The following is a 22,499-nucleotide window of genomic DNA, read 5'->3' on the forward strand; positions in this document are numbered from 1 at the left end:
GCGACCCCGAGCCGGGGCGGCCCGCCGCACCACGCACGCACCTGCCACCTCATCCGCTGCCCGCTGTCACCCGGCCAGGGCCCGCACCCCGGCCGTCACCACCACCGCCGCTCCGACGACGACCAGGAAAGGCGCCCGCAGCAGCAGCGCCACGGCGGCGGCCGCGAGCCCGGCGACCCGCGCGTCCAGCACGAGCGCGTGCCCGTCGGCGAACGTCTGCTGGGCGGTGAGCGCGGCCAGCAGGGCGACAGGCAGCAGCGCGGCGAGCCGCTTCACCAGCGGCCGCTCCAGGGCACCCGCCGGAACGAGCAGCCCGGCCAGCTTGACGGCGTAGCAGCCGACAGCGGTCACGGCCACCGCGATCCAGATGTTCAACGGTCTTCCTCTCGTACGTCGTCACGGGCGCCGCTCCCGCGGCGGCCCTTCAGCCAGAGCACGGCCGGCGCGGCGAGCGCGGCGGCCAGGACCGGCACCCCGGCCGGCAGCACGGGCAGCAGACCCAGTCCCAGGAGCACCGCCAGGGCGGCGACGGCCCGCTCGGTGGCCGTCTTCAGCATGGGCGCCAGCAGCGCCAGGAACACGGCGGGCCCGGCCGCGTCCAGGCCCCACGCGTCGGTGTCGCCGAGAGCCTCGGCACCCAGCGCGCCGAGCAGCGTGGTGAGGTTCCACAGCACGTACAGGGTGAGCCCGGTGACGGTGAAGCCGATCCGGGCACTGCGCCGCGTGGGCTGGGCCAGGGTGACCGCGGTGGTCTCGTCGATGACCCACTGGGCGGCCAGCGGCCGCACCGCGCGCGGGAGGGCCAGCAGCTGCGACAGGCGCAGCCCGTAGAAGGCGTTGCGCACGCCCAGGAAGAAGGCGCCCGCGGCCGCCGTGAACGGGTTGCCTCCGGCCGCCAGCGCCCCCACCAGGGCGAACTGGGAGGCGCCGGTGAACACCAGCAGGCTGAGCACACAGGTCTGCAGGACTGTGAGCCCGCTGCCCGCCGAGGTCACCCCGAAGGCGAACCCGGAGAGTCCTACGGCGACCCCGACTCCGAGGGCGTCCCGTACGACGGCGGCGTCGGGCTTTCCTCCGTCGCCGGTGCGTATGTCTGCGAGAGCTGTCCGTTCTGCCACGCGGTCGAGGGTAGGAAAAGCCGTGACCTCGCGTCTTGTACGTTCTTGCGCTCACGCCGGTAGGCCCCCGGGGGCACGCCCACGATCCGGGAGAAGTGCCGGCTCAGGTGCGACTGGTCGGTGAAGCCCACGGCGACGGCGGCCTGGGCGGGCGTGGTGCCCGCGTCCAGCAACCGCCTGGCTCGGCGCACCCGGGCGTCGGTCAGCCAGGTGTGCGGCGGCATCCCGTAGACGTCCCGGAAGGCCCGCAGCAGCGCGAACGGGCTGCTGCCGAGGTCGGCCGCCAGCCTCTCCAGGCTCGGCGGCTCGGCCATCCGCTCCTCCAGGACGGCACGCGCGCGTGCCGCGGTCCGCGCCCCCGCCGTGCGCACCTCCCGCTGCGGCAGCGCGCCGCCGTTGAGCCGGAGCAGCCGGGTCACGGCGACCCGCAGCAGGGTGTCGGCGGCCAGCGCGTTCCCCTCGTCGGCGGCCCGCAGCACCTGGTGCACCAGCCCGACGGCGTACGGATCGTCGAGCACCGGGCTGACGAACCCCGGCGTCCCGCGAATGCCCGTGGTCTCCGCCGCGATCTCGGCGACCAGCTCGGGCGCCGGATACACCGCGCCGTACCGCCAGCCCTCGGGCACCCCTGCCCGCCCGGTGTGCGGTGTGTCGGGATTGACCAGCGCGAGCGCCCCCGGCCCCGCGTACTGATCGGATCCGCCGTGGTGGAACACCTCGACGCCCTCGGTGATGGCGGCGATCACGAAGTGCTCGTGCGTGTGGCGCACGAATTCCTTGCGGATGTATCGGGCCCGCAGCAGATCGACACCGGGCAGTTCCTCGTACTGCCAGTGCCGCGCCCGCTCCTCAGCCGTTCCCGCCATACCCCCGATTCTCCGTCGTCGGTGCGGCGGTCGAGCGCGGGGGCCGCCGCGGGGCCGGGGTACGTCCAGGTCAGGGGGCGTTGTCAGTGGCCGGGTGCACGATGGACGCATGGTCAGCGACGCACACCGGGCCCTCGACGGCTTCACCCCCGCGACCCGCGGCTGGTTCACGGGGGCCTTCTCCGCACCCACCGCCGCCCAGGCGGGCGCGTGGCAGGCCATCGACGAGGGCTCGGACGTGCTGGTGGTCGCCCCGACCGGCTCCGGCAAGACCCTGGCCGCCTTCCTCTCCGCCCTGGACCAGCTGGCCTCCGCCCCGCCGCCGGCCGACCCGAAAAAGCGCTGCCGGGTGCTGTACGTCTCCCCGCTCAAGGCCCTCGCCGTCGACGTGGAGCGCAACCTGCGCAGCCCCCTCACCGGCATCCGCCAGGAATCCGTCCGGCTGGGCCTGCCCGAGCCGGAGGTGAGGGTCGGCATCCGCTCCGGCGACACCCCGGCCGCCGAGCGCCGCGCCCTGTCCACCCGCCCGCCCGACATCCTGATCACCACCCCCGAGTCGCTGTTCCTGATGCTGACGTCGGCCACGCGCGACGCGCTGACCGGCGTGGAGACGGTGATCCTGGACGAGGTGCACGCGGTCGCCGGCACCAAGCGCGGCGCGCACCTGGCGTTGTCCCTGGAGCGCCTGGACGAACTGCTGCCCGGACCGGCCCGCCGTATCGGACTGTCCGCGACCGTCCGCCCGGTCGACGAGATCGCCCGCTACCTCTCGCCGCGCCGCAAGGTGGAGATCGTCCAGCCGGAGTCCGGCAAGGAGTTCGACCTGTCGGTGGTCGTTCCGGTCGAGGACCTGGGCGAGCTCGGAGGCTCCCCGGCCGCCGACGGCAACGACGGAGCGGAGCGGCCGTCGATCTGGCCGCACGTCGAGGAGCGGATCACCGACCTGGTGCAGGCCCACCGCTCGACGATCGTGTTCGCCAACTCCCGGCGGCTCGCCGAGCGTCTGTGCAACCGGCTCAACGAGATCGCCTACGAGCGGGCGACCGGCCAGTCCCTGGACGAGCACCACTCCCCGGCCGAGCTGATGGGTGGCTCGGGCGCCGCGCACGGCGCGCCGCCGGTCATCGCGCGCGCCCACCACGGCTCGGTCTCCAAGGAACAGCGCGCCCTGGTCGAGGAGGACCTCAAGGCGGGTCGGCTCCCGGCGGTGGTCGCCACCTCCAGTCTGGAGCTGGGCATCGACATGGGCGCCGTGGATCTCGTCGTCCAGGTGGAGTCCCCGCCGTCCGTGGCCTCCGGGCTGCAGCGCGTCGGCCGCGCGGGACACCAGGTCGGCGCGGTCTCCACCGGCGTGGTCTTCCCGAAGTACCGCGGCGACCTGGTCCAGGCCGCGGTGGTCACCGAGCGGATGCGCTCGGGCGCCATCGAGTCCCTGAGGGTGCCCGCCAACCCGCTGGACGTCCTCGCCCAGCAGCTGGTGGCGATGACGGCGATGGACACCTGGCAGGTCGACGACCTGCTCGCCCTGGTCCGCCGGTCGGCGCCGTTCGCCTCGCTGCCGGAGTCGGCGTTCACGGCCGTCCTCGACATGCTCGCCGGGCGCTATCCGTCCGACGCGTTCGCGGAGCTGCGCCCGCGCGTGGTGTGGGACCGCGTGACGGGCACGGTCACCGGCCGCCCCGGCGCGCAGCGCCTCGCCGTCACCTCCGGAGGCACGATCCCCGACCGTGGCCTGTTCGGGGTGTTCCTCGCCGGTTCCGACCCCAAGAAGGGCGGTGGCCGGGTCGGCGAGCTGGACGAGGAGATGGTCTACGAGTCCCGGGTCGGCGACGTCTTCACGCTCGGCACGAGCTCCTGGCGCATCGAGGACATCACGCGCGACCGGGTCCTGGTCTCCCCCGCGCCGGGCGTGCCGGGCCGGCTGCCGTTCTGGAAGGGCGACCAGCTGGGCCGCCCACTGGAGCTGGGCCGCGCGGTGGGCGCGTTCCTGCGCGAGGTCGGCTCCTTGTCCAAGGAGGACGCCCGGCTCAGGCTCCTGGCGGCCGGCCTCGACGCGTGGGCCGCGGACAACGTCCTGTCGTACCTGGACGAGCAACGCGAGGCCTGCGGCCACGTCCCCGACGACCGGACGATCGTCGTGGAGCGCTTCCGCGACGAGCTGGGCGACTGGCGAGTCGTGGTGCACTCCCCCTTCGGCGCCCAGGTGCACGCCCCGTGGGCGCTGGCGCTCGGCGCCCGCCTGTCCGAGCGGTACGGCATGGACGCGCAGGTCATGCACGCCGACGACGGCATCGTGCTGCGCCTGCCCGACGCCGACCTGATGGGGCTCGACCTGCTCGACCAGGAGCCCCTGAAGGCCGGCCTGGAGTACGACGCCGAGCAGGCCCCCGTCGGCGCGGCGGACGTCACCTTCGACAAGGGCGAGGTCGACCGGATCGTCACCGACCAGGTCGGCGGCTCGGCCCTGTTCGCGTCCCGCTTCCGCGAGTGCGCCGCCCGCGCGCTGCTGCTGCCGCGCCGCAACCCGGGCAAGCGCACCCCGCTGTGGCAGCAGCGTCAGCGTGCGGCCCAACTGCTCCAGGTGGCCAGCGAGTTCGGCTCGTTCCCCATCGTCCTGGAGGCGGTTCGCGAGTGCCTGCAGGACGTCTTCGACGTTCCGGGCCTGGTCGAGTTGATGAGCGACGTCGAGTCCCGCAAGGTGCGCCTGGTCGAGGTCACCACGCCCGAGCCGTCGCCCTTCGCGCGCTCGCTGCTCTTCGGGTACGTCGCCCAGTTCCTGTACGAGGGGGACTCGCCGCTCGCCGAGCGCCGTGCCGCCGCGCTGTCGCTGGACTCGCGGCTGCTGGCCGAGCTGCTGGGCCAGGCGGAGCTGCGCGAACTGCTCGACGCCGAGGTTCTGGTCGAGCTGGAGCGGGAGCTGCAGTGGCTGACCGAGGACCGCCGCGTCAAGGACGTCGAGGGCGTCGCCGACGTCCTGCGGCTGCTCGGTCCGCTCACCGACGCCGAGTTGGCCGAGCGGGGTGCCGAACCGGGCTGGGCGCGGGAGCTGGCCGGGGCCCGCCGGGCCATCAGAGTCCGGATCGCCGGGGCCGACCACTGGGCCGCCGTCGAGGACGCGGGCCGGCTGCGCGACGCGCTCGGCACCGCGCTGCCGGTGGGCGTCCCGGAGGCGTTCACCGAGCCGGTGAAGGACCCGCTGGGCGACCTCCTCGCGCGCTACGCCCGCACCCACGGCCCGTTCACGTCGGCGACGGCCGCGGCCCGCTTCGGCCTGGGCGTGGCGGTCACCGAGGGCGCGCTGCAGCGGCTCACGGCGGGCGGCCGTGTCGTACAGGGCGAGTTCCACCCGGCGGGCATCGGACAGGAGTGGTGCGACGCGGCCGTGCTGCGCCGGCTGCGCCGCCGCTCGCTGGCCGCGCTGCGGCATGAGCTGGAGCCGGTGCCGCCGGCCGCGCTGGCCCAGTTCCTGCCCCAGTGGCAGCACATCGGCAAGGGGCACGGTCTGCGCGGCATCGACGGACTGGTGCGCGCCGTCGAGCAGTTGCAGGGCGCGTCCGTACCCGCCTCCGCGCTGGAGAAACTGGTCCTGCCGTCCCGCGTGGCGAACTACACGCCGTCGATGCTCGACGAACTCACCGCGGCCGGCGAGGTGGTGTGGGCGGGCGCGGGCGCACTGCCCGGAAAGGACGGCTGGGTCTCCCTGTACCTGGCGGACACGGCCCCGCTGCTCCTGCCTCCACCGCACCCCCTGGAGCCGACCGCTCTGCACCAGTCCGTTCTGGACGCCCTCTCCGGCGGCTACGGCCTGTTCTTCCGTCAGATCGCCGACCAAGTGCGGGCGACCACCCACCCCGAGGCCACGGATCCCCAACTGGCCGACACTGTCTGGGACCTGGCCTGGTCCGGACGGCTCACCAACGACACGCTCGCGCCGATGCGTTCCCTGCTCGGCTCGGGCCGCACCGCCGGTTCCACGGCCCATCGGGCCAAGCGCGCGGTCCCTCGCGGGCGTTACGGCTCCCTGACGGCCGCCGCCCGTCCCGCCTCCCGCAGTGGCCCGCCGACCGTCGCCGGCCGCTGGTCGCTGCTGCCCGTCCGCGACCCCGACCCCACCGTGCACGCCCACGCACTGGCCCGCACCCTCCTCGACCGGCACGGCGTGGTCACGCGGGGAGCGGTGTCGGCGGAGGGCGTCGAGGGCGGTTTCTCGGCGGTGTACCGGATCCTGTCCGCCTTCGAGGAGAGCGGCCAGGCCCGGCGGGGCTATGTGGTGGAGGGCCTGGGCGCCGCCCAGTTCGCGACGGACGGCGCGGTCGACCGTCTGCGCGCGGTGGCGGGCGCACGCGAGCGGGGCGAGGGCCTGTCCGGCACGGGCTCCCGGGGCGGCGGTCCCGACGGCTTCGGTTCCCCCGACGGTCCCCCGCTTCCCGATGGCGCCTACACCGGATTCCCCGCCGCAGACCCGGGCGGTGAGTTCGACTGGCCGGTCGCCGACCGGCCCGCACCAGGCGAGTACGTCTCGCCCCGGGACTTCGCCCCGCCAGGACACAGCGGCCCACGAGGCGGCGGGCAAACCCTCCCGCACGGCTCCGGCTCCGGCTTCGGCTCCGGCTCCGGCTCCGGTGACCGCCGTGGCCGTACCGCCTCCGCCGGCTCCCGGGCGGTCGTCCTCGCCGCCGCCGACCCCGCGAACGCCTATGGCGCCGCCCTGCCCTGGCCCGAGCCGCCGACCGGCGCGGGGCACAAGCCGGGCCGCAAGGCCGGCTCCCTGGTGGTGCTCGTGGACGGCGAGCTGACGCTCTACATGGAGCGCGGCGGCAAGACCCTGCTGGCCTGGCCCGCCGACCCGGACGGCGCGGCCGGCGACGACCCGCGCCTGCGTGCGGCCGCCGAGGCACTCGCCGCGGCCGCACGCGCGGGCTCGCTGGGCACGGTCACCGTGGAACGCGTCAACGGCGCCTCGGCGCTGACCTCTCCCACAGGCACCCTCCTGGAAGAAGCGGGCTTCATCGCCACCCCGCGCGGCCTGCGTCTGCGCGCATGAGCCGGACAGGCACACCCACGCACATGTCCACCCGCACGTGTCACCCTTGACCCATGCCCGAAGGTGACACGGTCTGGCAGACCGCGAGGCGGTTGCACGACGCCCTCGCGGGCAAGGTGCTGACTCGCAGCGACTTCCGGGTGCCGAAGTACGCCACGGTCGACCTCACCGGCCGGACCGTCCTGGACACGATCTCGCGCGGCAAGCACCTGCTCACCCGCTTCGAGGGCGGCCTGACGCTGCACTCGCACCTGCTGATGGAGGGCGCCTGGAAGGTGTACGGCACCGGTGAGCGCTGGAAGGGCGGCCCCGCCCACCAGATCCGCGCCGTGCTCGGCACCGCCGACCGCGCGGCCGTCGGCTACCGCCTGCAGGTCCTGGAGCTGCTGCGCACCACCGAGGACGAGCGCACCGTCGCGCACCTCGGCCCGGACCTTCTCGGCCCCGACTGGGACCCCGACCTGGCTCTGGCCAACCTCCTCGCCGACCCGGGCCGCCGGCTGGGCGAGGCCCTGCTCGACCAGCGCAATCTCGCCGGCATCGGCAACATCTACAAGAGCGAGCTCTGCTTCCTGCTCGGCGTGACCCCGTGGCTGCCCGTCGGCGCCCTGCCCGCCGGCCGGGCCGCGAAACTGCCCGCCCTGGCCAAGAAGCTCCTGGAGGCCAACCGCGACCGCGTGGTCCGCCGGACCACGGGCCTGCGCGGCCAGGACCTGTTCGTCTACGGCCGCGCACCGCGCCCCTGCCTGCGCTGCGGCACCTCCGTCCGCGTGGCCGACCAGGGCGACGGCTCCCAGGAGCGCCCCACATACTGGTGCCCCACCTGCCAGTCCGGCCCGGCACCGACGCCGGGCTCCCCGCAGAGGTGGCGGGAACGCCATGGCCGCTCAAACAGTTGACGGTCCGTCAGGCTCTCCGTCCGAACGGTGTGGTGGCAGTACCGCGTCATCCAGCCCCTCCCCCGACTGCTCCTTCGGCACGCAGTGCACCGGCAGCACGCTCAGCCCCCACCCCCCGGCCGCGACCGTCCCCTCCAGCACCCCCGCGTCGCCCGACAGCAGCAGCCGCAGCACCGCCCACCACCACACCACGCCGAACCCCACAGCCGCCCCCCAGCGCACTATCGGCCCCGTCATCGCACCCACCACCACCTCCAGCCCGCCGCCGTATCGCCGCCGTATCACCACCTGAGCCTCCACGATCGCGGCCCCACCCGGCACCGGCAAACGGAGCGTGGCAAGAGCGTCGCTCTTTGTAGACCGCGGACAAGGCGAAGGCCCCGGCCGCGCCTCTCCGGGTCTTCCCGGAGAAGCCCCGGCCGGGGCCTCACCACGTATGCGTCAGTTCACGCGCGCATGTGACAGGTCACGCGGCGACCACGTCCACCGCCTCGGCGGCGGGCGCCTTGATGGTCACACGTTCCGGTGGCACACCGGTCACCGACACGGAACCCAGCATCGGGCGAACCGGCGTGGGGACGGTATCGGTGGCCGCAGCGGACTGGGCCAGCTCGGCGAGGGCGAGCTCGTCGCTCACTTCCCGCATGAGCTCGGACATCCGTACGTCCAGCGCGTCGCAAATGGCGGAGAGCAGCTCGGAGGAAGCCTCCTTCTGCCCCCGCTCCACCTCGGAGAGATAGCCGAGCGAGACTCGGGCGGACGAGGAGACTTCGCGCAGAGTACGGCCCTGGCGTTGGCGCTGCCGACGCAGCACGTCACCCAGCAGGCGACGGAGCAGAATCATCGGTGGCTCCCTCCTCGGACCGCGTAGCCGCATCCTTCACGCCCCACCGTACCGCCTCGTGCTGCGGCCGTGCGGGGAGCGATGTCGTGTTCACTCAGGGCTGCAAACATCAAAACCCCCCGTTCCGTTCCGTATCCTGTGCCAGCTCATTTCCAGTCTGTTCGCCCGCGATCTGCTCCAAAAGCAGTGCGAGCACGCTCCGTACACTCTCTCTACGAATTTCCGCCCGGCCGCCGTTCAACCGCAGCGCGGTCGTTTTCCCGCCACGGGTGGCGCCGGTTTTCGGCGCGAGGGGCCCGTCCACGGCCACGAAGACCGTCCCGACGGGCTGCCCGTCCTGGGGATCGGGGCCGGCGACGCCGGTGGTGGCGATGCCCCAGTCGGCCTCCAGAGCCTTCCGCACACCGGCCGCCATCTGGGCCGCGACCTGCGGATCCACCGCTCCCCGCTCGGCCAGCAGGGTGGCGTCGACACCCAGCAGGCGGTGCTTGAGCTCGGTGGCGTAGGCGGTGACCGAGCCGCGGAACACCTTGGACGCCCCGGGCACCGAGGTGATCTCCGCGGCGACCAGGCCACCGGTCAGCGACTCGGCCACGGCGACCGTCTCGCCCCTCACCGTGAGTAGCCTCACTACGTCGGCGGCCGGTGAACTCACGCTTCCGACTCCTCCAACGCCGCGCGGCGCTCGGCGATTCCCCGCCTGCGCAGCACAATGGCCTGCCTCACATAGTCGAGGCCGGTCGCCACGGTCAGCACGACGGCCGCGGCCATCACCCAGAACCGCAGGGTGGCCAGCCAGCCCGTCAGCGCCAGCACGTACATCCCGACGGCAACGCCCTGCGTGAGCGTCTTGAGCTTGCCGCCCCGGCTCGCCGGGATGACGCCGTAGCGGATGACCAGGAAACGCAGCAGCGTGATCCCGAGTTCCCGGCCGAGGATCACTCCGGTCACCCACCAGGGCAGGTCGCCGAGCCCGGAGAGACAGATCAGCGCCGCCCCCATGATCGCCTTGTCGGCGATGGGGTCGGCGATCTTCCCGAAGTCGGTGACGAGGTCGTACCTGCGTGCCAGGTGGCCGTCGAACAAGTCGGTGATCATGGCGATGGCGAAGGCCGCCCAGGCCAGCGACCGCCACGCCGGGTCGTACCCGCCGCCGGCCAGCATCAGGGCCACGAATCCGGGCACCAGGAGCAGCCGGACCATGGTCAGCAGATTGGCGACGTTCCACACGCTGGCCTGGTTGACGGCGGCGGCCGCGATCTTCCCGCCGCGCGGCGGCCGGTCATCGCCCTGCCCCGCCGCGGACCGGTCCGCCCCGCCGGAACCGGTGGAACCGACGGGCCCCGCGGGTCCGGAAGAAGCACGGGAGGCTCGAGGAGCGCCCGCAGCCCTGTCCGCGCCGGCTCGGCGCGCGGCCGCCCCCGCGGCCGCCCCGTGCGCGCCGGAGGAGCCGCCTGCCGCGGATGCCGGGACTCCGGTCATCTGCCTGCCTCCTCGCTCCACGCGAACGTGCCCGTCAGCGGCTCGGCCACCAGGTCGACACCTTCGGTCCCGACCACCTTCGCCTCGACCATACGACCGACGCTCAGACCCTCGCCGCCCGTGAGCAGCACCTGGCCGTCCGTCTCCGGCGCCTGGTGCGCCGCCCGGCCGCGGACGCCCTCCTCGGCGTCCACGGACTCGACGAGCACGTGCAGGGTCTCGCCGACGCGCTCCTCGGCGCGCTGGGAGACGAGTTCCTCGGCCAGCCGGGAGATGTGTGCCAGGCGCTCGGCGACGACGTCCTCGTCGAGCTTGTTCTCGTACGTCGCCGCCTCCGTGCCCTCCTCGTCGGAGTAGCCGAAGACACCGATGGCGTCCAGCCGCGCGCCGTTCAGGAACCGCTCGAGCTCGGCCAGGTCGGCCTCGGACTCACCGGGGAAGCCGACGATGAAGTTGGAGCGCACGCCGGCCTGGGGCGCCTTGCCGCGGATGGTGTCCAGCAGCTCCAGGAAGCGGTCCGTGTCGCCGAAGCGGCGCATGGCGCGCAGCACGCCGGGCGCGGAGTGCTGGAAGGACAGGTCGAAGTAGGGGGCGACCTTCGGGATGGAGGTCAGTACGTCGATGAGCCCGGGGCGCATCTCGGCGGGCTGCAGGTAGCTCACCCGCACCCGCTCGATGCCGTCGACCTCGGCGAGCTCGGGCAGCAGGGACTCCAGCAGGCGGATGTCGCCCAGGTCCTTGCCGTAGGAGGTGTTGTTCTCGGAGACCAGCATGATCTCCTTGACGCCCTGCTCGGCCAGCCAGCGCGTCTCGTTCAGCACGTCGCCGGGGCGGCGGGAGATGAAGGAGCCGCGGAAGGAGGGAATGGCGCAGAAGGAGCAGCGCCGGTCGCAGCCGGAGGCGAGCTTGACCGAGGCGACCGGGGCGCCGTCCAGGCGGCGGCGCAGCGGCGCGCGCGGGCCCGACGCCGGAGCGACGCCTTCCGGAAGGTCGGCGGGGCCGTGCCCCGGAATGGCCACCTCCGCGCCGGCGTCCTGCCGCTCGGCCGGGCTGATCGGCAGGAGCTTGCGGCGGTCGCGCGGGGTGTGCGAGGCGTGGATGCCGCCGTTCAGGATGGTCTGCAGACGGTCGGAGATGTCCGCGTAGTCGTCGAAGCCGAGTACGCCGTCGGCCTCCGGGAGGGCCTCGGCGAGTTCCTTGCCGTACCGCTCGGCCATGCAGCCGACCGCGACCACCGCCTGCGTTCTGCCGTGGTCCTTGAGGTCGTTGGCCTCCAGGAGGGCGTCGACGGAGTCCTTCTTGGCGGCCTCCACGAAGCCACAGGTGTTGACCACGGCGACGTCCGCGTCCGCGGCGTCCTCCACGAGCTGCCAGCCGTCCGCCTCCAAACGGCCTGCGAGCTCCTCGGAGTCCACCTCGTTACGGGCGCAGCCAAGAGTGACGAGTGCGACGGTACGGCGTTCAGGCATGCGCTCAAGCGTACTTTGTCTCGGTGACAGCCCATGTCGAAGGGGTTGGCCGATCTTGGCCAACCCCTTGTCCGCGTACCTGCTCGGGCCTCTGTTTACGGCTATCCGACCTGCGGATCGCCCTTGGTGTACGTGAGGCGTTCCACGGCGCCCGGCTGGAACTGGTCCTCGATCTTCTTGCCGTTGACGTAGAGCTGGATCGCGCCGGCGTCGCCGAGTATCAGGTTGATCTTCGTGCTGTCCTGGAAGGTCTTGGACTCGCCCTTGTTCAGCAGCCCGTCGAAAAGCATCCGGCCGTTGTGGTCCTTGGCCGAGATCCAGCTGCGCCCGTTGGCGGCGCTGACCTGCACGGTGACCTTGTCCTGCGGCGCGGCCGCGATGGCGCTGTCGGACGGTTCCGGCTTCGGCTCGGCGGGCTTGCTGTTCTTCGGCTTGGGCGAGGCCGCCCTGCCGGCGGTGGGCGTGGGGCCCTCGGCGACCTGCTCCTTGCCGCCGGTGTCGCTGCTGCCGCCCTTGAAGGCCGTGAAACCGACGAAGCCGACCACGACGACGATCGCGGCGACCATCGCCGCGGTCCAGTTGGGCCCGCGTCGCTCCGGGCGGATGCGTTCCGCCTCGAACAGGGGGGCGGCCGGGGTGGGGGCGGGGCGGCCGCCGCTCACGGCCTCGTACTGCGCGAGCAGCGGGGCCGGGTCGAGGCGCACGGCCTTCGCCAGGGTCCGGATGTGCCCGCGGGCGTAGACGTCACCGCCGCAGGGGGCGAAGTCGTCGGCCTCGATGGCGTGCACGATGGCCATGCGGACCCGGGTGGCTCTGCTGACGTCTTCGACGGTCATTCCGACGGCGATCCGCGCCTCCTGCAGGGCACGGCCGACGGAGGGGCGGGCTTCCTCGGGTACGTCTTCGAACGGACGCTCGTCTTCAGGGGAGTTGCCGATGGACACGGGGGCGCCTTTCGAGCGTGTAGCCGCCTGTGCTGAAGGTTCAGTCTAGGGTGGTGCGAACGGTGGAGCGACCCGGCGGTGGGACTTTGTACGCCATCGGAATGGCCGGACAATCCGATGGTGGGACAGGTGCCGCGCCCAGGGTCGGCCCCGCACCGGTCCTCTCGCTCAACTTGACGTACGTCCGGGGGAAACGGTTGCCCACCGCTCGCTAACGGGTGGATCACGGTCCAGGCACCCACCCGCGGCAAGCACATCCACCGGACGGTCTCTTCCTGCTACCCCTCGGACTCCCCGCGAATCACGGCCAGCACGCCGTCCAGGTCGTCGGGCTTCACCAGAACGTCACGCGCCTTGGACCCCTCGCTGGGACCGACGATGCCCCGGGACTCCATGAGGTCCATCAGCCGCCCGGCCTTGGCGAAGCCGACGCGCAACTTGCGCTGCAGCATGGACGTGGAGCCGAACTGCGTGGAGACGACCAGTTCGGCCGCCTGGCACAGCAGGTCGAGGTCGTCGCCGATGTCCTCGTCGATCTCCTTCTTCTGCTTGGTGCCGACGACGACGTCGTCGCGGAAGACCGGCGCCATCTGGTCCTTGCAGTGCCGGACGACGGCCTGGACCTCCTCCTCGGTCACGAACGCGCCCTGCAGACGGGTCGGCTTGCTCGCGCCCATGGGCAGGAACAGCCCGTCGCCCTTGCCGATCAGCTTCTCGGCCCCCGGCTGGTCGAGGATGACGCGCGAGTCGGCCAGAGAGGAGGTGGCGAAGGCGAGCCGCGAGGGCACGTTCGCCTTGATCAGACCGGTGACGACGTCGACGGAGGGCCGCTGGGTGGCGAGCACCAGGTGGATGCCGGCCGCGCGCGCGAGCTGGGTGATGCGAACGATCGCGTCCTCGACGTCGCGCGGCGCGACCATCATCAGGTCGGCGAGCTCGTCGACGATCACCAGCAGATAGGGGTAGGGCTGGAGCTCGCGCTCGCTGCCCTCGGGAGCCTTCACCTTGCCGGTGCGGACGGCCTCGTTGAAGTCGTCGATGTGCCGGAAGCCGTACGCCGCCAGGTCGTCGTACCTGAGATCCATCTCGCGCACGACCCACTGCAGCGCCTCGGCGGCCCGCTTGGGGTTGGTGATGATCGGCGTGATCAGGTGCGGGATGCCCTCGTACGCGGTCAGTTCGACGCGCTTGGGGTCGACGAGGACCATGCGGACGTCCTCCGGGGACGCCCGCATCATGATCGAGGTGATCAGGCAGTTGATGCAGGACGACTTGCCGGAGCCGGTGGCGCCGGCGACCAGGATGTGCGGCATCTTCGCGATGTTGGCCATCACGTAGCCGCCCTCGACGTCCTTGCCGAGCGCGACCAGCATCGGGTGGTCGTCCTCGGCCGCCGCCGCCAGGCGCAGTACGTCACCGAGGTTGACCATCTCCCGGTCGGTGTTGGGGATCTCGATGCCGACCGCGGACTTGCCGGGGATGGGGCTGATGATCCGCACGTCCGGGCTGGCGACGGCGTAGGCGATGTTCTTCGTCAGCGCGGTGATGCGCTCGACCTTCACGGCGGGCCCGAGTTCGACCTCGTAGCGCGTGACCGTCGGCCCGCGCGTGAACCCGGTGACGCGGGCGTCGACCTTGAACTCGGTGAAGACGTTGGTGAGCGAGTCGACGATGGCGTCGTTGGCCGCGCTGCGCGCCTTGCCGGGGCCACCCCGCTCGAGCAGGTCGAGGGAGGGCAGGGAGTAGGTGATGTCACCGGACAGCTGGAGCTGTTCGGCGCGCGGCGGCAGGTCACGCGTCTGCGGCGGCGGGGTCTTCGTGAGGTCGGGGACCCCGGCCGGCTTCTCCTGCGCGGGGCGCTGAGCGGGCGCGGTCTCCTTGGTCCGCGCGGCCGGTACGGGGGCCGGGGTCGTCGTCTCGCCGCGGTCGGCGACGCTGACGCCCTGGGTGAGGTCGGCGACGACCGGCGAGGGCGGCATGCCGTGCAGTACGGCGCCGTCGAGCGCGGCGGCGGCAGCGGCGGCCACGTCCACGGCGTCCATCTGCCGCTCCATGTCCGGCTGCGGCACGGCCGAGCGCCGGGGGCGGCCGCGCCGCTTGGAGAGGGCCTCCCGCTCGGCGCTGTCGGGGTCGTACTCCTGGGGGGCGCCCCGGCGCTTGCGGGAGCCCGCGGGCAACCCCTCGCGCCACTGCTCGTCGTAGCGGGCGTCGTCCTCGGTGTACTCGGTGTCCTCAGGGTCGGGCAGGATGCCGAGCTTCACTCCGAGCAGCCGGAGCCGCTGCGGGATCGCGTTGACCGGGGTGGCGGTGACGACCAGCAGGCCGAACACGGTGAGCAGCACCAGCAGCGGTACGGCGAGGACCTCACCCATGGCATACGTCAGCGGGGTCGCCGCACCCCAGCCGATGAGCCCGCCGGCGTCCCTTATGGCCTGCATGCCGTCACTGCGGGCGGGCGAGCCGCAGGCGATGTGGACCTGTCCGAGCACGCCGATCACGAGTGCGGACAGGCCGATGACGATACGTCCGTTGGCCTCGGGCTTCTCGGGGTGCCGGATGAGGCGTACGGCGATGACCGCGAGCAGGATCGGCACGAGCAGGTCCAGGCGTCCGAAGGCCCCGGTCACCAGGATCTCGACGAGGTCGCCGACGGGCCCGCGCAGATCGGCCCAGGTACCGGCGGCGACGATCAGGACGACGGCGAGCAGCAGCAGGGCGACACCGTCCTTGCGGTGCGCGGGATCGAGGTTCCTGGCGCCCTGCCCCACCCCGCGGAACACGGCGCCGACGGCGTGCGCGAGCCCGAGCCAGAGGGCGCGCACGATCCGGTACACGCCCCCGGTCGGATTGGGCGCCGGTCTGGACGCGGGCTTTCCCGCGGCCTTCTTGGCAGGCGCCTTCTTGGCGGGGGCCTTCTTCGCAGCGGCCTTCTTCGCCGGAGCCGCCCCGGGAGCGGCCGCCTTCTTCGCGGGCTGCTTCTTGGCTGCGGAGGGACGTGAGGCCATAGGTGCGAGGTTACCGGTGGAGACGACAGCGGACACGTGTGCCCAGGGCTTCACCCGTTCGTGTCGCCCACGGGGAGGCGCCGAACTGACGCACTCTCAAGAAACCGTACGACAGTCGCCATTCGCCGGGCCCGCACGCTTGGCGCCCGCGCCCGGCCCCAGTTGGCAGTTCCGGCTCACCCCTGGGGGGAAACCGACGAAGCGCTCCCCGTCCCCGGCTCCAGCGCGTCCAGGGCCCGCCTGAGCCCCGTCAGCTTGCGCTCGAGGTGGGCTGCCGTGGCCACCGCCGCCGCGTCCGCGGACTCGTCGTCGAGTTGCTTGGAGAGGGCCTCCGCCTGTTCCTCGACGGCGGCGAGGCGGGCGGAGAGTTCGGCGAGCAGGCCGGCCGACTCCTTGCCGTCGCCGACCTCGCCCTTGCCGCCGCCCTCCAGCTGGAGCCGCAACAGGGCCGCCTGCTCCTTCAGCTGGCAGTTCTTCATGTAAAGATCCACGAAGACCGAGACCTTCGCGCGCAGCACCCACGGGTCGAACGGCTTGGAGATGTAGTCCACCGCGCCGGCCGCATAGCCACGGAAGGTGTGGTGCGGACCGTGGTTGATCGCGGTGAGGAAGATGATCGGGATGTCCCGGGTCCTCTCCCGCCGCTTGATGTGCGCGGCCGTCTCGAAGCCGTCCATGCCCGGCATCTGGACATCCAGCAGAATGACCGCGAAGTCGTCCGTGAGCAGTGCTTTGAGCGCTTCCTCCCCAGACGATGCCCGCACCAGCGTCTGATCGAGCGCAGAGAGGATGGCCTCCAGCGCCAACAGATTCTCCGGCCGGTCATCGACCAGGAGGATCTTGGCCTTCTGCACCATGGCCCGCCCTCCTCGCCCCGGCTTGGGGCCGCCCCTGTCCGCAGGAATCGGGGAGGCACCGGCGGGTGCCGCCCCGGAGGACGACTCCCTTGCGCCGCCCGTCCTTGTGCCGGTCATCGTAGCCGCACCCCGCTCGTCGCCACACCCTGTCACCGTGATGTCACTGTGTACGTAGCAGAAACGCAGCGGGAGACCAGAAGGTTCCCCGAATCCCGCACTTCTACACGGCTTCGGGCACCCTGAGTCAACAACTCCGCGCGTACCCGGAAGGTTCCCGTCACCGATCCGTCGTCACTCCCGGCTCATCCACTGTGCCATCACGGCGAGCAGGTGATCGGGGTCGACGGGCTTGGTCACGTAGTCGGAGGCGCCCGACTCGATCGCCTTCTCCCGGTCGCCCTTCATCGCCTTCGCGGTCAGCGCGATGATCGGCAGCCCGGCGAACTGCGGCATCCGCCGGATCGCCGTGGTCGTCGCATAGCCGTCCATCTCGGGCATCATGATGTCCATCAGTACGACCGCCACGTCGTCGTGCTGCTCCAGGACCTCGATGCCTTCGCGGCCGTTCTCGGCGTACAGCACGGACAGTCCGTGCTGCTCCAGCACGCTGGTCAGGGCGAACACGTTGCGGATGTCGTCGTCGACGATGAGCACTTTCTCACCGCCGAACCGGATGTCCCGGCCCCCCTGCGAGACGGTGTCCGCCTCCGCGGCCGACCCCGCCACCCACTGCTCCTGCGACGGCTGCCCCGGCCGGCCCTGCTGCGCCGGCCGCTGGTCGGCGGCGGGCAGAGCCTTGCGACGGCGCCGGAAGAGCGCGGCGGGGCCGTTCTGCGTATCCCGGTACGACTTCACCTCCGCCGGCTTCTCGACCTGCTCGGCGGCCTGCTCGGACGGGTCCGGCTCAGGCGCGGCGACCAGTTCGTCGACGTCCAGGACGGAGCCGGGCTGCTGGTAGCCCTGCGGCGGCAGGTCGCCCGGGTGCAGCGGCAGGTACAGCGTGAACGTCGAACCGCGGCCCGGCTCGCTCTGTGCGTGGATCTCGCCGCCGAGCAGCTGCGCGATCTCCCGCGAGATGGACAGCCCGAGGCCCGTACCGCCGTACTTGCGGCTGGTGGTGCCGTCGGCCTGCTTGAACGCCTCGAAGATCACCCGCATCTTGCTGGCCGCGATGCCGATGCCGGTGTCGGTGACGGAGAACGCGATCACCGGCGCGTCCGGGTCGGTCAGCGAGCCGGCTTCCAGCAGCTGCTCCCGGATGGTCTGCGGAACGTCGTCCCGCGCGGGACGGATGACGAGCTCCACCGACCCGGAGTCGGTGAACTTCACCGCGTTGGACAGCAGGTTGCGCAGCACTTGCAGCAGCCGCTGCTCGTCGGTGTGCAGGGTGGCGGGCAGCTCCGGCGACACCCGCACCGACAGATCGAGGCCCTTCTCCGCGGTCAGCGGGCGGAAGGTGGCCTCGACGTAGTCGATGAGCTGGACGAGCGCGATGCGCGTCGGGGAGACGTCCATCTTGCCCGCCTCGACCTTCGACAGGTCCAGGATGTCGTTGATCAGCTGGAGCAGGTCGGAGCCCGCGCCGTGGATGGTCTCGGCGAACTCCACCTGCTTCGGGGAGAGGTTGCCCTCGGCGTTGTCGGCGAGCAGCTTGGCCAGGATCAGCAGGGAGTTGAGCGGCGTACGCAGCTCGTGCGACATGTTGGCCAGGAACTCGCTGCGGTAGCGCATGGAGACGGCGAGCTGCTCGGCGCGCTCCTCCAGGACCTGCCGGGCCTCCTCGATCTCGGAGTTCTTCGCCTCGATGTCGCGGTTCTGCTGGGCCAGCAGCTCGGCCTTCTCCTCCAGTTCGGCGTTGGACGACTGCAGGGCCTTCTGCCGCTGCTCCAACTCCTCCGACCTCAGGCGCAGTTGCTCGGTCAGCTCCTGGGACTGCTTCAGCAGCTGCTCGGTCTTGGTGTTGACGGAGATGGTGTTGACGCTGGTGGCGATCATCTCCGCGATCTGGTTCAGGAAGTCCTTCTGAATGTGCGTGAACGGCGTGAAGGAGGCCAGCTCGATGACGCCGAGCACCGTGCCCTCGAACAGCACCGGCAACACGATCACCTGCGCGGGCGGCGCCTCGCCGAGCCCGGAGGAGATCTTCAGATAGCCGCTGGGCGCGTCCTCCACGAGGATGGTGCGCCTCTCCTGCGCGGCCGTCCCGATCAGCGCCTCACCCGGCTGGAACGACGTCGGCATGGAGCCCATCGAGTAGCCGTAGGAGCCCAGCATCCGCAGCTCGTACGCGTCCTCGTCCTCGCCGCCGAGGTCCGTGTCGTCGACCAGCGGCATCGCGACGAAGAACGCGCCGTGCTGCGCGGAGACCACCGGCGTCAGCTCGCTCATGATCAGCGAGGCCACGTCCTGGAGGTCGCGGCGGCCCTGCATCAACGCGGAGATCCGGGCCAGGTTGCCCTTGAGCCAGTCCTGCTCCTTGTTGGCGATCGTGGTGTCGCGCAGGTTGGCGATCATCTTGTTGACCGTGTCCTGCAGTTCCTGGATCTCGCCGGACGCGTCGACGTCGACCTTCAGGTTCAGGTCGCCGCGGGTCACGGCGGTCGCCACGCGCGCGATGGCGCGCACCTGCCGGGTCAGGTTCCCGGCCATCTCGTTCACGGACTCGGTCAGGTCCCGCCAGGTGCCGTCGACGTCACGCACGCGTGCCTGACCGCCGAGCTGGCCCTCGGTGCCCACCTCACGGGCGACCCGGGTGACCTCCTCGGCGAAGCTCGACAGCTGGTCGACCATCGTGTTGATGGTCGTCTTCAGCTCGAGGATCTCCCCGCGCGCGTCGATGTCGATCTTCTTCGTCAGGTCACCCTTGGCGATGGCGGTGGTGACCATGGCGATGTTGCGCACCTGGCCGGTCAGGTTGGACGCCATCTGGTTCACCGACTCGGTGAGGTCCTTCCAGGTGCCCGCCACGCCCGGTACGTGCGCCTGGCCGCCGAGGATGCCGTCCGTGCCCACCTCGCGGGCCACCTTGGTGACCTGATCCGCGAACGAACTCAGCGTCTTCACCATGGTGTTGAAGGTCTCGGCGAGCTGCGCGACCTCACCGCGCGCCTCGATCGTCACCGTCCGCGTCAGGTCGCCGTTGGCGACGGCGGCGGCCACCTGGGAGATGTTCCGCACCTGCACGGTGAGGTTCTTCGCCATCAGGTTGACGTTGTCACTGAGGTCCTTCCAGATGCCCACGACGCCCGGCACGTGAGCCTGACCGCCGAGGATGCCCTCGGTGCCCACCTCGCGGGCCACACGCGTGACCTGCTCGGCGAACGAGGAGAGCTGGTCGACCATCGTGTTGACGGTGGTGACGAGTTCGAGGATCTCGCCCTTGGCGTCGACGGTGATCTTCTTTGACAGGTCGCCCTTGGCGACGGCGGTCGTGACCTCGGCGATGTTGCGGACCTGGATGGTCAGGTTGTTCGCCATGAAGTTCACGGACTGCGTGAGGTCCTTCCAGGTGCCGGAGACGCCCTGGACCTCGGCCTGACCGCCGAGGATGCCCTCGGTGCCCACCTCGCGGGCCACACGCGTGACCTCCTGGGCGAACGAGGAGAGCTGGTCGACCATCGTGTTCAGGGTGTTCTTCAGCTCCAGGATCTCCCCACGCGCGTCCACGGTGATCTTCTGGGAGAGGTCACCGCGGGCCACGGCGGTGGCGACCTGGGCGATGTTGCGCACCTGGGCGGTGAGATTGCCCGCCATGCCGTTCACGGAGTCCGTGAGGTCCCGCCACACGCCGGCGACCCCGGGCACCTGCGCCTGGCCGCCCAGGCGGCCCTCCGTGCCCACCTCACGGGCGACCCGGGTGACCTGGTCGGCGAAGGCGGACAGCTGGTCCACCATCGTGTTGATGGTGTTCTTCAGCTCCAGAATCTCCCCGCGCGCGTCGACGTCGATCTTCTGCGAGAGGTCACCGCGGGCCACGGCCGTCGTCACCTGGGCGATCTGCCGCACCTGGGAGGTGAGGTTGCCGGCCATGAAGTTGACGGAGTCGGTGAGCTCCTTCCACGTACCGGACACGCCCGGCACCACGGCCTGGCCGCCCAGGCGGCCCTCCGTGCCCACGTCCCGGGCCATCCGGGTGACCTGGTCGGCGAAGGCGGACAGCTGGTCCACCATCGTGTTGACGGTGTTCTTCAGCTTGAGCATCTCGCCGGAGACGTCGACGGTGACCTTCTGCGACAGGTCGCCGTTGGCCACGGCCGTCGTCACCTGGGCGATGTTCCTCACCTGCCCGGTGAGGTTGCGGAACGCGGTGTTGACGGAGTCGGTGAGGTCCTTCCAGGTACCGGCCGCACCCGCCACCTGCGCCTGACCGCCCAGCTCGCCCTCGACGCCGATCTCCCGCGCCACCCGCGTGACCTCGGCACCGAACGACGACAGCTGGTCCACCATGCCGTTGACGGTGTTCTTCAGCTCCAGCATCTCGCCGGCCACGTCGACGGTGACCTTCTGCGACAGATCACCGTTGGCCACGGCCGTCGTCACGGCGGCGATGTCCCTCACCTGTGTGGTGAGGTTGCGGAACACCGTGTTGACGGAGTCGGTGAGGTCCTTCCAGGTACCGGCCACGCCCGGCACGTTCGCCTGACCGCCCAGGCGGCCCTCGGCGCCGACCTCGTTGGCCACGCGCGTGACCTCGTCCGCGAAGATCCGCAGCGTCTCGGTCATCTGGTTGATCGTCTCGGCGAGCTGCGCGACCTCGCCGCGCGCGGGCACGGTCACCTTCTGCGACAGGTCGCCGTTGGCGACGGCGGTGGTGACCTGCGCGATCCCGCGCACCTGGGCCGTCAGATTGCCGGCCATCAGGTTCACCGAGTCGGTGAGTTCCTTCCACGTGCCGTCGACCCCGGGCACATGCGCCTGACCGCCGAGGATGCCGTCCGTGCCCACCTCACGGGCGACCCGCGTCACCTCGGAGGAGAAGGCCGAGAGCTGGTCGACCATCGTGTTGACGGTGTTCTTCAGCTCCAGCATCTCGCCGGCGACATGCACGGTGACCTTCCGGGACAGGTCACCCTTGGCCACCGCCGTGGTGACCAGCGCGATGTCCCGCACCTGCGCGGTCAGCCGGGACGCCATCGTGTTGACGGAGTCGGTGAGGTCCTTCCACGAACCGGACAGACCCCGCACCCGCGCCTGACCGCCCAGCTTGCCCTCGGTGCCCACCTCGCTGGCCACACGCGTGACCTCGTCGGTGAACGTCGACAGCTGGTCGACCAGGTTGTTGACCGTCCGCCCGACCTTCAGGAACTCGCCGCGCAGCGGCTGCCCGGCCCCCTCCGGCACCTGTGTACGCAGCTCCATGCGCGGCGACAGATCGCCCTCGGCGACCGCGGAGAGTACCCGGCCGACCTCGGAGACGGGTCGTACGAGATCGTCGACGAGCGCGTTGGAGTTGTCGATCGCACTCGCCCAGGAGCCTTCGCAGGCGCCCGTCTCCAGCCGCTCGGTGAGCTTTCCCTCACGCCCCACCATGCGCCGCACGCGCGACAGCTCGCCCGTCAGATGCAGGTTGCGGTCGGCGACCTCGTTGAAGACCGCCGCGATCTCCGACATCACGCCGTCCCCGGACACCGTGAGCCGCTTGCGGAAATTGCCGTCGCGCATCGACACCAGAGCGGCCAGCAGCCGGTTCAGGGAGGCCGTGTCCACCTCTGTCGTACCCTTGCGCGTTTTGCGCTGGTTATTCAGGGACTGTCCGCCTTTCGCGCGCGTCTTCGTGCCCCGCGTCGCTGCGCCAGACTCCACTGTGTCCCTCCCGCAGGGGTCGACCGTTGCTGCTGTGTCCCGGTACCGCTGTTCGGCGTACCGGTTACTGCTGCGTATGTACGCCCGATGTAATCAGGCCACACCAGGGGCTGCTGCCCCAGGTGCAGAGAACACACTCAGCCTGCTCCGACCTTCACCAGAAGCCTGC

14 protein-coding genes are annotated in these 22,499 nt (G+C 71.5%); 2 read left to right on the forward strand and 12 right to left on the reverse strand.

Annotated elements, in window-relative coordinates; all coding sequences use genetic code 11:
* Positions 1-66: 66 nt before the first annotated feature.
* From ACX25U_RS09595 to ACX25U_RS09605, 3 genes are read right to left on the reverse strand one after another with little or no spacing between them, the layout of a single operon-like run.
* Entirely contained in the window at positions 67-375 is a 309-nt protein-coding gene (locus tag ACX25U_RS09595) for an AzlD domain-containing protein (protein WP_454390574.1), read from the reverse strand.
* Positions 372-1,118, reverse strand: a complete 747-nt coding sequence (locus ACX25U_RS09600) for an AzlC family ABC transporter permease (protein ID WP_454390576.1) — start codon at positions 1,116-1,118, stop codon at positions 372-374. Before ACX25U_RS09600 ends, ACX25U_RS09595 begins: the two co-directional genes overlap by 4 nt.
* Positions 1,019-1,984 carry an AraC family transcriptional regulator gene (locus ACX25U_RS09605; protein WP_454390578.1) on the reverse strand — a complete coding sequence of 322 codons (966 nt, stop codon included), beginning with the start codon at positions 1,982-1,984 and terminating at the stop codon, positions 1,019-1,021. The genes ACX25U_RS09600 and ACX25U_RS09605 overlap by 100 nt, the downstream gene beginning before the upstream one ends.
* Positions 1,985-2,093: 109 nt before the next feature.
* Between ACX25U_RS09605 and ACX25U_RS09610 the strand changes: the two genes are divergently transcribed.
* Positions 2,094-7,028, forward strand: a complete 4,935-nt coding sequence (locus ACX25U_RS09610) for an ATP-dependent helicase (protein WP_454390580.1) — start codon at positions 2,094-2,096, stop codon at positions 7,026-7,028.
* Positions 7,029-7,081: 53 nt separating this feature from the next.
* Entirely contained in the window at positions 7,082-7,927 is an 846-nt protein-coding gene (locus ACX25U_RS09615) for an Fpg/Nei family DNA glycosylase (RefSeq protein WP_454390582.1), read from the forward strand.
* On the opposite strand, the gene ACX25U_RS09620 is transcribed toward ACX25U_RS09615, so the two are convergent.
* The 9 genes from ACX25U_RS09620 to ACX25U_RS09660 form a co-directional block, all read right to left on the reverse strand.
* Positions 7,916-8,164, reverse strand: a complete 249-nt coding sequence (locus ACX25U_RS09620; protein ID WP_454390584.1) for a hypothetical protein — start codon at positions 8,162-8,164, stop codon at positions 7,916-7,918. The two genes, ACX25U_RS09615 and ACX25U_RS09620, sit on opposite strands and share 12 nt — an antisense overlap.
* Positions 8,165-8,393: 229 nt before the next feature.
* Entirely contained in the window at positions 8,394-8,771 is a 378-nt protein-coding gene (locus ACX25U_RS09625; protein WP_018564735.1) for a helix-turn-helix domain-containing protein, read from the reverse strand.
* 109 nt (positions 8,772-8,880) lie between these two features.
* Positions 8,881-9,426 (reverse strand): CinA family protein, encoded by a 546-nt coding sequence (locus ACX25U_RS09630; protein WP_454390587.1) that lies wholly within the window; start codon positions 9,424-9,426, stop codon positions 8,881-8,883.
* Positions 9,423-10,253 (reverse strand): CDP-diacylglycerol--glycerol-3-phosphate 3-phosphatidyltransferase, encoded by an 831-nt coding sequence (gene pgsA / locus ACX25U_RS09635; protein WP_454390589.1) that lies wholly within the window; start codon positions 10,251-10,253, stop codon positions 9,423-9,425. The genes ACX25U_RS09630 and pgsA overlap by 4 nt, the downstream gene beginning before the upstream one ends.
* A complete protein-coding gene (gene rimO / locus ACX25U_RS09640) occupies positions 10,250-11,722 on the reverse strand; it encodes a 30S ribosomal protein S12 methylthiotransferase RimO (RefSeq protein ID WP_454390591.1) in 1,473 nt (490 codons plus the stop codon). Before rimO ends, pgsA begins: the two co-directional genes overlap by 4 nt.
* A 101-nt stretch (positions 11,723-11,823) precedes the next feature.
* Positions 11,824-12,666 carry a RodZ domain-containing protein gene (locus ACX25U_RS09645; RefSeq protein ID WP_454390593.1) on the reverse strand — a complete coding sequence of 281 codons (843 nt, stop codon included), beginning with the start codon at positions 12,664-12,666 and terminating at the stop codon, positions 11,824-11,826.
* Between the two features lie 278 nt (positions 12,667-12,944).
* A complete protein-coding gene (locus tag ACX25U_RS09650) occupies positions 12,945-15,671 on the reverse strand; it encodes a DNA translocase FtsK (protein WP_454390595.1) in 2,727 nt (908 codons plus the stop codon).
* Positions 15,672-15,847: 176 nt separating this feature from the next.
* Positions 15,848-16,528: a response regulator gene (locus ACX25U_RS09655; protein ID WP_454390597.1), complete on the reverse strand. Its 681-nt coding sequence runs from the start codon at positions 16,526-16,528 to the stop codon at positions 15,848-15,850.
* A gap of 291 nt (positions 16,529-16,819) precedes the next feature.
* On the reverse strand, positions 16,820-22,330 hold the full coding sequence (locus tag ACX25U_RS09660) for a HAMP domain-containing protein (protein WP_454390599.1): 5,511 nt from the start codon (positions 22,328-22,330) through the stop codon (positions 16,820-16,822).
* Positions 22,331-22,499: the final 169 nt, after the last annotated feature.

This window comes from Streptomyces sp. JNUCC 63 (assembly GCF_054366325.1).